10 protein-coding genes and 1 tRNA gene are annotated in these 12,406 nt (G+C 38.9%); 8 read left to right on the top strand and 3 right to left on the bottom strand.

What is annotated here, in order from left to right:
* Positions 1-2: 2 nt before the first annotated feature.
* The gene (locus tag QE429_RS17515; RefSeq protein WP_307288772.1) at positions 3-1,442 is read left to right on the top strand and encodes a cryptochrome/photolyase family protein; all 1,440 of its coding nucleotides are present in this window, start codon (positions 3-5) and stop codon (positions 1,440-1,442) included.
* 11 nt (positions 1,443-1,453) lie between these two features.
* Positions 1,454-2,200 (top strand): TspO/MBR family protein, encoded by a 747-nt coding sequence (locus tag QE429_RS17510; protein WP_307288770.1) that lies wholly within the window; start codon positions 1,454-1,456, stop codon positions 2,198-2,200.
* A 359-nt stretch (positions 2,201-2,559) separates the two neighbouring features.
* On the opposite strand, the gene QE429_RS17505 is transcribed toward QE429_RS17510, so the two are convergent.
* On the bottom strand, positions 2,560-3,432 hold the full coding sequence (locus QE429_RS17505) for a LysR family transcriptional regulator (protein ID WP_307288769.1): 873 nt from the start codon (positions 3,430-3,432) through the stop codon (positions 2,560-2,562).
* A 112-nt stretch (positions 3,433-3,544) separates the two neighbouring features.
* Here QE429_RS17505 and QE429_RS17500 point away from each other — a divergent pair, with 112 nt between their 5' ends.
* From QE429_RS17500 to QE429_RS17485, 4 genes are all read left to right on the top strand, one after another.
* Complete coding sequence (locus QE429_RS17500) at positions 3,545-4,135, top strand: DJ-1/PfpI family protein (protein WP_307288767.1); 591 nt, start codon at positions 3,545-3,547, stop codon at positions 4,133-4,135.
* Between the two features lie 34 nt (positions 4,136-4,169).
* The gene (locus QE429_RS17495) at positions 4,170-4,712 is read left to right on the top strand and encodes a cysteine hydrolase family protein (RefSeq protein WP_307290871.1); all 543 of its coding nucleotides are present in this window, start codon (positions 4,170-4,172) and stop codon (positions 4,710-4,712) included.
* An 87-nt stretch (positions 4,713-4,799) separates the two neighbouring features.
* The gene (locus QE429_RS17490) at positions 4,800-5,123 is read left to right on the top strand and encodes a hypothetical protein (protein WP_307288766.1); all 324 of its coding nucleotides are present in this window, start codon (positions 4,800-4,802) and stop codon (positions 5,121-5,123) included.
* 99 nt (positions 5,124-5,222) lie between these two features.
* Positions 5,223-6,332 carry an AI-2E family transporter gene (locus QE429_RS17485; RefSeq protein ID WP_307288764.1) on the top strand — a complete coding sequence of 370 codons (1,110 nt, stop codon included), beginning with the start codon at positions 5,223-5,225 and terminating at the stop codon, positions 6,330-6,332.
* Positions 6,333-6,386: 54 nt separating this feature from the next.
* Here the strand turns inward: QE429_RS17485 and QE429_RS17480 are convergent.
* Both QE429_RS17480 and QE429_RS17475 read right to left on the bottom strand, forming a co-directional pair.
* Positions 6,387-6,460, bottom strand: a tRNA-Arg gene (locus QE429_RS17480).
* 208 nt (positions 6,461-6,668) lie between these two features.
* Complete coding sequence (locus QE429_RS17475; RefSeq protein ID WP_307288762.1) at positions 6,669-7,412, bottom strand: YwaF family protein; 744 nt, start codon at positions 7,410-7,412, stop codon at positions 6,669-6,671.
* Positions 7,413-7,613: 201 nt separating this feature from the next.
* Here QE429_RS17475 and mutS point away from each other — a divergent pair, with 201 nt between their 5' ends.
* On the top strand, positions 7,614-10,217 hold the full coding sequence (mutS, locus tag QE429_RS17470; protein WP_307288760.1) for a DNA mismatch repair protein MutS: 2,604 nt from the start codon (positions 7,614-7,616) through the stop codon (positions 10,215-10,217).
* Positions 10,218-10,238: 21 nt separating this feature from the next.
* Positions 10,239-12,173: a DNA mismatch repair endonuclease MutL gene (mutL, locus tag QE429_RS17465; protein ID WP_307288758.1), complete on the top strand. Its 1,935-nt coding sequence runs from the start codon at positions 10,239-10,241 to the stop codon at positions 12,171-12,173.
* Positions 12,174-12,406 lie beyond the last annotated feature (233 nt).

Genomic DNA, 12,406 nt, shown 5'->3' with positions numbered 1-12,406 from the left:
AAATGCAACAAAGTAAAATAATCATTTGGTTTCGCAGAGACTTGCGAATTCAAGATAATTTAGCATTATGGTCAGGAATTAAGCAAGGAATTATTGTTCCTGTTTTTATCTGGTCACCTGAGGAAGAAACAAAAAAGGTAGTTGGTGAAGCCGCTTCGTGGTGGCTCCACCATTCCCTTATAGAATTAAATCGAGCATTACAAGACCGGGGATCAAAGTTAATTATTCGAAAAGGCAGGACCCTTCCTATACTTAAGGAGTTGATTGAGGAAACAGGTGCTAAGGCAGTGTTTTTTAACGAAAGATACGAGCCAAGGATTCGTCTACGTGATCAACAGATGAAAGAAGCACTAGAAGAGAAAGGAATAATGGTAAAAGCCTTTCATTCGAATCTGTTATTCCCACCTTTATCAATAGTCAATAATCAAGGGCAACCCTATAAAGTATTTACTTCTTTCTGGAAGAAGTGTTTACAGATGCCCATTCCACTCCCCAAAATCTTACCCGCTACGCTTTCGAGTACACATGACCAAGTTAAAACGTTAAATATTGATGAATTAGGTTTATTGACAACTAGAGATTGGTATCAAAAATTTAAAGAGAAGTGGTTGCCGGGTGAAAAGGGAGCAATCGCTCAGTGGGAACAATTTATTGAAGAAAGGCTGTCGGGATATTCTACAAAAAGGGACTATCCATATGTTCAGCATGTGTCAAGATTGTCTCCCCATCTAACCTGGGGAGAAATTAGTCCGAGATGGATCTGGCATCAAGTAAGGGAACAAGAGAAAGTGAATTCTAGCTATAGTAGGCAAAAGGATATTGATGGGTTTTTAAGACAATTAGTATGGAGAGAATTTGGGTACCATCAGCTAGTTTCTTTTCCGGAAATGATTGATTCTCCTCTCCGAAAGGAATTCGCTTTTTTCCCTTGGGAGGAGCGGGAAGATGAATGGGCAGCGTGGAAAGAAGGGAGAACGGGTTATCCAATCATTGATGCAGGGATGAGAGAATTATGGGAAACCGGCTGGATGCATAATCGTGTCCGAATGGTAACTGCCTCCTTTTTAGTAAAGCATTTATTGATCCCATGGCAAAGAGGGGCTTCGTGGTTTGAAGAAACATTGCTTGATGCAGACTTGGCCAATAATTCAATGGGATGGCAATGGGTATCAGGCTGTGGGTTTGATGCAGCACCGTACTTTCGAATATTTAATCCCATTACCCAAGGACAAAAATTTGATGAGTCTGGCGACTACATTCGTCAATGGGTACCAGAATTGAAGTATCTGCCAACTAAATACCTTTTTAGTCCATGGACGGCACCTGAAACGATACTTCGTGAGGCAGGGGTGGAGCTAGGTACCTCCTATCCATTCCCCATTGTTGAACATGTTTTTGCAAGAGAAAGAGCTTTAGAGGCATACAATCTGGTGAAAAAATAAGGGGGAGTAAGATGATTCGGTTCGTTTTCAATTTACTTGGTCTTTTATTGGTTGTCACGGTTAATGCATTAGCTAATATTTTGCCGCTTAACGGACAGACTACAGGTGAAATTTCTAATAGGTTACATGTATTATTTACACCAGCAGGCTATGTATTTAGTATTTGGGGACTTATTTACTTATTACTGTTTATCTGGGTAATTAGACAGCTGCCAAAGAACCGAAGAAATCTGCCTTTATACCAATCAACGAGCGGACTCTTTTTGCTGACATGTGCCCTAAATATATTATGGATTTTCTTATGGCATTACGAGTACTTTTTCTATACGGTTTTAGTCATGGTTGCTTTTTTGGTTACTCTTATTTTTCTTTATAAAAAAGTAAAGAGTTTTCACCCATCCAAAATAGATATCATCCCTTTTTCCATCTACCTTGGATGGATTAGTGTAGCTTTGATTGCAAATATCAGCTATTACCTGGTTTATATTCAATGGAATGGCTGGGGACTTTCAGCGGTTATGTGGACCGTTATTATGCTTTGGGTCGCAGCAATACTGGCAGGGATTTTTTACAAAAAGGAAAATGATCCTTATTATGTTTTGGTATTTTGTTGGGCTTTAATTGGGATTGGTGTGAAAAACCAAGATACCCATCCTAGTGTAAGTAATGTTTCTTATGTACTATCAGTAGCATTACTAATTTTTCTATGGGTCAATAAAGGAAAAGCTCTATTTTATATGGATAAAGGATTCACTTAAGAGGTTACTGACCACGTTTTGGCAGCGGAAATGATAGTCTATTTTACTAAATCAATAAATTGTATATGCGCTCTTTTGATCTAAACCACCGAAGTTCTGATTTTTTTAACGCTTCAGTTGTTATGAACCCTTCTAAATGAACGAAGGCCTGATATTTTTAGCCCTTTGGTCGTTATGACCCCTCCTAAACGACTAGAGACCTGATTTTCTTAACGCTTCAGTCGTTATGAACTCGTCTCAACGAACAAAAATGGCATGCGCCAATTTACATGCCATTTCATCTGTCAATTTGTCTTCGTGCACCCCACAAGTGAACCCTATATTTATAAGAAGTAGAGCTTTAAAAATAGTCTATGATTTTATAACTTAACTTCCTCCAAAACCATCTCAATAAACTTCCGATGAGCTTTCGACAACCACTTGTTTTTATGATAAGAAATTTGCGCATAGAACACGGGTTTTTCTGAAGCTGACTCGATTACCTTCATTTTTTCTTCTCGCAATAATGCTTCTACACTTAGGGATGGCATTAAGCTGATGCCTAACCCGCTTACAACACACTGTTTCATTGCCTCCATACTATTAAACTCCAAATGATTATGGGTACTAATCCCTTTTCGAATTAAATAACCCTCGAAAAATTTCCTTAAGGCACAACTTTTCGGACTGAAAATAAAACATTCTTCAGTCGCTTCCTCAATGGCTTTTATGGAATGATTTCTTTCCCCGACAAAAACTAAGGATTCTTCGGACCAGACTTGGGTGATTAAATTTGGGTCATTTACCTTAGGCTCTAAAGTAATGGCAATATCTATCACACCGGAATAGAGCCGCTCCCTAAGTGGAAGACAATCATCATTAATAAGTGAAAACGTAACCTCAGGACATAACTTTTTATACTGTGAGAGAACTGTGCCTAACTTGTATACAGTAATCGATTCGGCTGCACCAATGCGGATTTCGCCTTTCAATGTTCTATCATTGGTGGATATATGTTGAATCTTCGAAAAGACCGCTAGTAATTCTACAGAATAATGATACAATTCCTCGCCAACCATCGTAAGTTGGATGTGTTTCCCCAGCCGGTCAAATAAAGGAAGGCCAATCTCGTCCTCCAACTGCTGAATATGAGATGTAATAGAGGCTTGAGAGTACTGAAGTGTTTGTGCGGCCTTTGTAAAGCTATTCAAATCAACAACAGCTTTAAACGTTTGTAATTGACGAATCTCCATGTATGATTCCCCATTCTATTTTATTATCAGAAATTCTGAACTTAAAGTTTAGTTATTTCAGTTTTACTAATGGTAAATTATAACATACAATTCATTTAAGGAGATGAGAGATATGAAAAAAATATGTTTACTCTTACCGAATGGCTTTGAAGCTGTTGAAGCAAGTGTGTTTACAGATGTGTTTGGCTGGAATAAAGACGTAAGCGAGGGATCAACTGAACTAGTGACAGTGGGGACAAGAGAGGAATTGAAATGTACTTGGAATTTAATCGTTAAGCCAGAAAGGTTGTTATCGGAGGTTTCTGCACATGAGTTTGATGCATTAGCCCTACCTGGTGGTTTTGAACAAGCAGGCTTTTATGAGGATGCTTTTGGCTCCGATGTACTTGAATTTATCCGCGAATTTGATAATCAGGGAAAAATCATTGCAGCGATCTGTGTCGGTTCATTAGTGGTTGGAAAAAGCGGTGTTTTACAAGGAAGAAATGCTACGACCTATAATCGGAGTAATAGGAAGCGGCAAGTACAATTAGCAGAATTGGGAGTGAATGTGATTCCGGATCAAAGTATCGTCATCGATAAAAACATTATTACATCATTCAACCCGGCCACTTCATTCGATGTAGCATTTACCATGCTTGAACTTTTGACGTCAACGGAAAATGCAAACAATGTAAAAAGGCTCATGGGATTTTGTGAATAGATTCATATAAATATGTGGAGGAGTTATTATGAAAATTTCAGCAAACACCGCTTTATTATTAATCGATGTGCAAAATTATTTTGATGATCCAAACCATGGTAGAAGAAACAATCCAAACGCCGAAGAAAATATGGCCTTATTGTTAAACAAATGGAGAGAATCAAATCGACCTGTCATTCATGTTCAACACATAAGTAATCCAGCGTTGGCTCACCATCCTGGACGTGATATTAAAGAGATCGTTTCACCACTACCAGAGGAATCTATCATCGTGAAAAACGTAAACAGTGCCTTTATCGGTACAAAATTGGAAACGTACTTAAGAGAATATGAAATTGAAACACTTGTTATTGTAGGATTAACTACCGATCATTGTGTCTCTACTACAACACGTATGGCAAAAAATCTCGGCTTTACTCCATTCATTGTCTCAGATGCTACCGCTACTTTCGATCGAGTAAGTTTTGACGGAAAGCTGTACGGTGCTGAAGAAATCCACAACTTGGCTCTCGTCAGCTTGCACGAGGAATTTGCCACAGTTATTGATACGAAAAGTGTCTTAGAATTACTAGATTAATAAAAGATGGTCACGTGAAATATGCGCGTGACTTTTTTGGTTTTGGGACATAGGCTGCCTTCATAAAATTTACTGGAGGTGTCTGAAATGAAAAAAAATATTAATGAAGTTGAATGCCTTGTATGTAATGGGGTACATTTTCGAAAAGGATTTTTTGTTGCGGAATATCAAAAATTTGATGAGGATACAAGATGGAACGTTAAATCTGAAGCGAAAATAAAATTTTATTTAGAATCTGAAGAGGATAATCCATTAAATAGACTTCCAGAGCCATCACAAATATATTCCTATATTTGTGAAGATTGTGGTTTTATCATGCATTTTAACAAAGAAAAGCAGGTGGAAAGTAAAAAGGGAGAGCGGGTGAAAAAACAAAGGAAAAAAATGTATGATTGGACTAAGTTTAAATAATAAACAATGTTCTTGGAATGTAACACATTGATAATACTGTATTTTATCCCAAAATTTTGATATAATTTTTCCAAATAATGAAGGCAAGAGGTACATTCCGTGTCAAAATCTAAAATTCAATTCTGGTTAATTCAAATTTTGCTTATTTTATCAATTATTTTCGTATCAACCAAGATTTCATTTATGTTTCAGCCTATCGGGGTGTTTTTCTCGACGGTGTTCTTTCCCATTCTAATTACCGGGTTCCTTTATTTTCTTTTAAATCCGGTTGTGAATTTTCTGGAACGCAAAAAACTACCGAGGGTAGCAGCAATATTGGTCATATATGTTGTATTTGCAGGTCTTCTTGCAGTGGTAATAGGTAGCCTGGTTCCAGCTGTTTCGAAACAGGCAACCGAACTTGCCAATGATTTGCCTGGCTTTGCACATAAGACGACTGATTTTGTTAGTGATGTAGTTAAGTCTTCAGAGTTTAAAAACTTTAAAGAGAAGCAGAGTGAAATAATCGATAACGTGCAAAAACGTTTAGTGAAGTATGCTAATACCTTGCCAAACACACTTACGAACGTGATTATGGGCTTCTTTGGCATCGTCACGAATATCGCAATTATTCTTGTTACTGTTCCATTTTTATTATTTTACATGTTTAAGGATGGACAAAAATTTCCAATAGCCGTATCTAAGTTCATTCCAGCTGAATACCGGGATGAGGCATTAAAAACGTTGAAAGAAACAGGAGAGACACTTTCAGCATACATTCAGGGGCAGGTAGTGGTCGCCTTGGCTGTAGGAACATTAGCCTTTATCGGATATGCAATTATCGATTTACGCTATGCATTAATTATGGCACTAATCGTAGCCTTCACCAACATTATCCCATATGTAGGGCCAATTATTGGCGGTGCGCCAGCGGTACTGGTGGCTTTCTTTGATTCACCAACGAAAGCTTTATTAGTAATAGTCGTGATTCTTGTGGCACAGCAAATTGAAGGGAACTTCCTATCTCCGATGATTTTAGGTAAATCACTGGATACGCACCCGGCAACAATTATCATCATTCTGTTGGCAGCAGGCAATCTTGCAGGTGTCCTAGGAATGGTTTTGGCTGTTCCGACCTATGCGGTCTCAAAAACAATTGTTTTAAACTTAGTCCGATTCTTAAGAGCGAGAAAAGCGGCGAATTATACCAGTGAAGGACCATTTGTCTAAGATTCAGAAAAAAATTCAAAAGAAAAAAGCCTTGAATTTTCAAGGCTTTTTTGACGTCCCAAAGAGGATTCGAACCTCCGACCTACAGTTTAGGAAACTGTTGCTCTATCCTGCTGAGCTATTGGGACAATGTGATGTTAGCTACTCAAAATTAGTAACTGTCGTCCTGATCTCAGAAAGATTATTCAAGAAGTGGCTCGATCAGTACGCTGAAGAAGATTCAAGAAGCGTATTCGATCGTGCTCTATCCTGCTGAGCTATTGGGACTTAATATATATTCCTTAATAGGAACGTAATTTATTATACTCAGTTAATCAAAAAAGGTCAATATTAACGTTAGTGAATGGGTAGGTTTCTGGATATTTCTGGTTGTTTTACAGCCTTTTCACGGAATATGACCCAAACGACTAAACTTAATGAGATTAACAATCCCTCTAACGATAAGATATACCACGGATATGGACCAAGCACATCCAACAAACTCGCGCTGTCTGGTTTATGGCTTAAGAACATATAATTCCCGCCAACTAATTTATTGATGAACATAATAAAAGGCATTAACACATTTAAGAATACAAACAGTTTTACCACCGACCAGATTGTCGGGCGATAACCTTGCACCCAGGTGAAATATAAGGGCACCCAAATGATCATTAAGTGAGTGTAGAAGAAATGAAAGAAACGAAAATGTGGGAAGTCATAGTTTAATAAGGGTGTTAATAATGCCTGTGATGCCCCAAGTAAAGCTGTAAATAGTAAAATCTCATAGATGATTTTTAACCTTGTAAGCAGTAGTACGATGGTTAACATCAGGCTGATGCTACACAACTCAAGTGGAATGGCGTGACTGACATTCCAGCTGCCATTAGTGATCATCCAAAAATGATAGGTTGTTTCTATTATAATTAGTGAAATAGCAAAGCCAATTTCAACCCGCCGCATCTTCTTATTTTTCAGAGAATCTCTAAAGAGAAATATACAGACGGACACAATGATTAAAATCGCAACTACGATAAAATGACTCGTCGAAAACATGTCAAAGTCATAGTTTTTATTACTTCGGCCAAACCATTCCATCATCCCACCATCCCTTATGAAAAGTTTATCATGGATGAATTTCGGAAATCGTCGAAAAACAGGACAAAGTAAAATAAAATTATGGAAATTAAAAAGTATGATTCTAGTTATTTGCCAAAAATTCAACGAGTGCCTGACACTCCCTGGTTATGATATAATAATATGTCGAAAGAAATCGAAATGAAATTAATAGTGGAGGTCATTATGGCTGCTTATACGCCGATGATACAACAATACTTAACAGTCAAGGCAGATTATCAAGATGCCTTTTTATTTTTTCGCTTAGGCGATTTTTACGAAATGTTTTTCGAGGATGCGATTAAGGCATCACAAGAATTAGAAATTACATTAACGAGCCGGGATGGCGGCAGTGAAGACCGAATTCCGATGTGTGGTGTACCATATCACGCGGCTCCTAACTATATTGAACAGCTTATTTCAAAAGGCTACAAAGTAGCGATATGTGAGCAAATGGAAGATGCAAAACAAACCAAGGGGATGGTCAGACGGGAAGTTGTCCAGTTAATTACTCCTGGAACGGTGATGGATAGCAAAGGTTTAAACGATAAAGAAAACAATTATATTGCTTCCATAACCGCATTTGATGACCAAACTTACGGGTTTGCCTTCAACGATATTTCAACAGGGGAAAGCCGGGTGACCTTGCTTTCTAATTATTTTGAAGAGGTTCTTAACGAGCTGTCGGTCTTAAGTGCTAAGGAAGTAGTTGTGTCCAGTGACTTTGATGGCGAACTGCAAAAGAAAATGCGTGAGCGTGATGTACTAGCCATTTCTTTTGAGGATAATAGTTCAGTAGAAATGACATTTTCCCATCTGCTTGAGGATTTAAATCAGGATAAATTGAAGCAAACAGCGGCAAGACTTTTTAACTATTTATATCGTTCACAAAAAAGAAGTCTTGACCATCTTCAGCCTGTTACCACTTACCAAACCCATCAATTTATGAAAATTGATTATTACTCGAAACGTAACCTTGAATTAACGGAGACGATCCGTTCTAAGGGGAAAAAGGGTTCATTATTATGGCTTCTGGATGAAACTATGACGGCTATGGGTGGAAGGATGCTGAAGCACTGGGTTGACCGTCCGTTAATTGACCTGGCTCTCATCAAGCATCGGCAAACGATTGTAGAAGTTCTGATGAGTCACTTTTTCGAACGCCAAGAGCTTCGTGAAAAATTTAAAGAAGTATATGACTTAGAGAGATTAGCAGGACGAGTAGCATTTGGCAATGTGAATGCCCGTGATTTGGTGCAATTAAAACGTTCTTTATTGCAAGTGCCATTTTTAAAACAAATCCTGCAATCAATGCAGGATGAGCATGTGAATCAATTGGCTGAACTGCTTGACCCATGTGAAGAGGTGGCTGATTTACTAGAGCAAGCCATCATTGAAAATCCGCCGCTTTCGTTAAAAGAAGGCAATATCATCCGTGACGGCTATCATGAGCAATTGGATCAATACCGCTATGCCAGCAGGAACGGGAAGACTTGGATTGCTCAATTAGAGCGTGAAGAACGTGAAAAGACGGGGATTAAATCGTTGAAGATTGGTTACAACCGCGTGTTTGGCTATTATATTGAAGTCACGCGAGCGAACCTCTCACTATTAAAAGAAGGGCAGTATGAGCGAAAGCAAACTTTAGCGAATGCAGAACGCTTTATTACCCCAGAATTAAAAGAAAAAGAGGCATTGATTTTACAGGCGGAAGAAAAATGCGGTGAGCTGGAATACGAATTGTTTACTGAAATTCGCGAAATCGTAAAGGAACAAATTCCTCGTTTACAAGCATTAGCGAAAATCGTCAGTGAGTTAGATGTTCTTCAGTGCTTTGCTCAGGTTAGTGAGGAGCGCCGTTATGTGAAACCAGAGTTTTCGACCGAGCGTCGTGTGGTGATTAAAGAAGGACGTCACCCTGTTGTCGAGAAGGTCCTTAACGCCCAAGAATATGTGCCAAATGACTGCTATATGGATAGCGACCGTGAAGTACTATTGATCACTGGACCAAATATGTCTGGTAAAAGTACGTACATGCGTCAAATTGCATTGACCGCCATCCTGGCGCAAATCGGCTGCTATGTTCCGGCATCTGAGGCGGTTCTGCCAATTTTTGACCAGGTCTTCACTCGTATTGGGGCTGCCGATGATTTAATTTCCGGCCAAAGTACCTTTATGGTGGAGATGCTTGAGGCGAAAAATGCCATTGCGAATGCGACTCAAAACAGTTTAATCTTATTCGATGAAATCGGCCGTGGAACCTCTACCTACGATGGTATGGCATTGGCGCAGGCGATTATTGAATATATTCATGAACGGATTGGCGCTAAGACCCTATTTTCAACCCACTATCATGAATTAACGGTGTTAGAAGAAGAGCTAATCAAGCTGAAAAACATTCACGTTAGTGCAATTGAACATAATGGGAAAGTTGTTTTCCTTCATAAAATTAAAGAAGGCCCGGCTGATAAGAGTTATGGAATTCATGTTGCACAGCTGGCAGAACTTCCTACAGAACTAATTAATCGAGCAAATGAAATCTTAACAGCTCTTGAGCAATCTGATGTACCAGCTGTTCCAGCTAAGAAGGCTGTAATGATAGAAGAGAAACCAGCAGAACAACCTGCACAACTATCATTCTTTGATGAACCGAAAGAACCGAAAAAGCAGGAACTATCTACGAAAGAAAAAAGAGTGTTGGATAAAATAAAGGAACTAGATTTATTAGATGTGACACCATTACAGGCTATTAACATGCTCTATAATTTGCAGAAAAAATTAAAAGGGTAAGAGAAAAAGGAGGCGAACCGTATGGGGAAGATTATTCAATTAGATGATGCCCTATCAAATAAGATTGCGGCGGGAGAAGTAGTCGAACGCCCCGCCTCTGTTGTAAAAGAGCTTGTGGAAAATGCCATCGATGCTGGAAGTACCGTGATAGAAATTGAGGTAGAGGAAGCAGGACTGGCTAAAATCAGAATTACCGATAATGGTCATGGGATTGAGGAAGAAGATGTTCTTATTGCTTTTCAACGCCATGCCACTAGTAAAATAAAAAATGAAAATGATTTATTCCGCATCCGTACACTTGGATTCCGTGGAGAAGCCCTACCAAGTATTGCCTCTGTTTCCCGACTTGAAATGAAGACCTCTACAGGTGAGGGTGCCGGTAACCGAGTAGTGATTGAAGGCGGTAAGGTAGAGGTGTTTGAAAAAACATCGAGTAGAAGGGGAACCGATCTCACGATTACCGATTTATTTTTCAATACGCCTGCCCGCCTAAAATATATGAAAACCATTCATACCGAGTTAGGTAATATTACGGATGTGGTAAATCGTCTTGCTCTTTCTCATCCGGAGGTAGCATTTCGTCTGATCCATAATGACAGAAAGCTCCTGCAAACGACCGGAAACGGCGATGTTCGTCAAGTGTTGGCGTCTATTTATGGATTAGCCATTGCGAAGCAGTTAGTTCCGGTCAGCGGAACCTCACTGGACTACAAAATTACTGGTTTCGTCTCTATGCCTGAGGTAACAAGGGCATCGAGAAATTATATCTCAACCATGATTAATGGAAGGTTTATTAAGAACTATCCATTGGCGAAAGCCATACAAGAGGGATACCATACCTTACTCCCAATCGGTCGATATCCGATTGTGCTTCTTAATATTGAAATGGACCCACTTCTAGTCGATGTAAATGTTCACCCTTCAAAAATGGAAGTTCGTATAAGTAAGGAAGCGGAATTAAATGATTTGGTCACAACGATGATCAAAGATGCATTTAAATCTAAGGTGCTAATTCCTACCGCTTATACTCCTGTTAAAAAGGAAGATCAGAAGTCTGAACAAACGGCTTTCGTGTTGGATGAGGGGACAATACCAGCTAGTGAACCAACGAATGTGCAAAAGCAATGGGGTGCTCCGGTTGAAAGGAGCTATGGGCCACAGTCAATTGAAGCAAGTAATGTTCCCAAAGAACCATTCCAATCTGATCGAATTAGTGAATCGATAGGATGGGCGTCTGTCAATCCATTCTCAGCGGGGTATGAGAGTTCCCGTGTAATTGATGAAGCAGACGAAGAATTACAGGAAACGAATGATCCGACTGAGGTTCCCTTTGAAGATAAACCAATTTCAACAGAAAGCAATTTACCCGAAAGTCGTGTGCCACGCTTATATCCAATCGGGCAAATGCACGGAACCTATATTTTTGCTCAAAACGAAAATGGTTTATATATCATCGACCAACACGCGGCCCAAGAACGGCTAAAATATGAATACTTTCGTGAAAAAGTAGGACAAGTAGAACCTGAATTACAGGATATGCTCGTTCCGTTAACTTTTGAGTATTCTACGGATGAATATATGAAAATCAATGAACATCAGCATGAATTGGAGAAGGTCGGGGTCTTTCTGGAGGAGTTTGGGATGAATAGTTTTATTGTTCGCTCCCATCCGCAATGGCTTCCAAAAGGCGAGGAGAAACAAATCATTGAAGAGATGATTGAACAGCTTCTATCCATGAAAAAGGTAGATATTAAAAAGTTGCGTGAGGAAGCAGCGATTATGATGAGCTGTAAAGCATCGATAAAAGCCAATCGACATCTACGAAACGATGAAATCCAAGCTCTGTTGGATGACCTAAGAAAAGCTTCTGATCCATTCACCTGTCCGCATGGCAGACCGATTATTGTTCATTATTCGGTATATGAGATGGAAAAAATGTTTAAAAGGGTTATGTAAATGTAAAAAAGAACATTCCTTAGTTGGAATGTTCTTTTTTGTGTTTAGCCAGACAATTAGTGATTAAAGGATATCTACACAATTTTGGGATTTATCTACATGAAATAAAGAGATATCTACACAAATTTTAAATTTATCTACACAAAATCAACGGATATCTACACGAATTTGGGATATATCTACACAAAATTAAAGGATATCTACAAAAAGCAAAAAAAGTATTAGGCCAGAGG

This window comes from Bacillus sp. SORGH_AS_0510, from assembly GCF_030818775.1.
Lineage (GTDB): Bacteria > Bacillota > Bacilli > Bacillales > Cytobacillaceae > Neobacillus.
Note: the sequence above shows the minus strand (reverse complement) of the source record. Positions and strands in the feature narration are given on the sequence as shown.

Coding starts and splice junctions, on each gene's coding strand:
- QE429_RS17475 (WP_307288762.1), bottom strand. CDS start 7,412: ATGATGGAATGGTTTGGCCGAAGTAATAAAAACTATGACTTTGACATG.
- QE429_RS17515 (WP_307288772.1), top strand. CDS start 3: ATGCAACAAAGTAAAATAATCATTTGGTTTCGCAGAGACTTGCGAATT.
- QE429_RS17505 (WP_307288769.1), bottom strand. CDS start 3,432: ATGGAGATTCGTCAATTACAAACGTTTAAAGCTGTTGTTGATTTGAAT.
- mutL (WP_307288758.1), top strand. CDS start 10,239: ATGGGGAAGATTATTCAATTAGATGATGCCCTATCAAATAAGATTGCG.
- QE429_RS17490 (WP_307288766.1), top strand. CDS start 4,800: ATGAAAAAAAATATTAATGAAGTTGAATGCCTTGTATGTAATGGGGTA.
- QE429_RS17510 (WP_307288770.1), top strand. CDS start 1,454: ATGATTCGGTTCGTTTTCAATTTACTTGGTCTTTTATTGGTTGTCACG.
- mutS (WP_307288760.1), top strand. CDS start 7,614: ATGGCTGCTTATACGCCGATGATACAACAATACTTAACAGTCAAGGCA.
- QE429_RS17500 (WP_307288767.1), top strand. CDS start 3,545: ATGAAAAAAATATGTTTACTCTTACCGAATGGCTTTGAAGCTGTTGAA.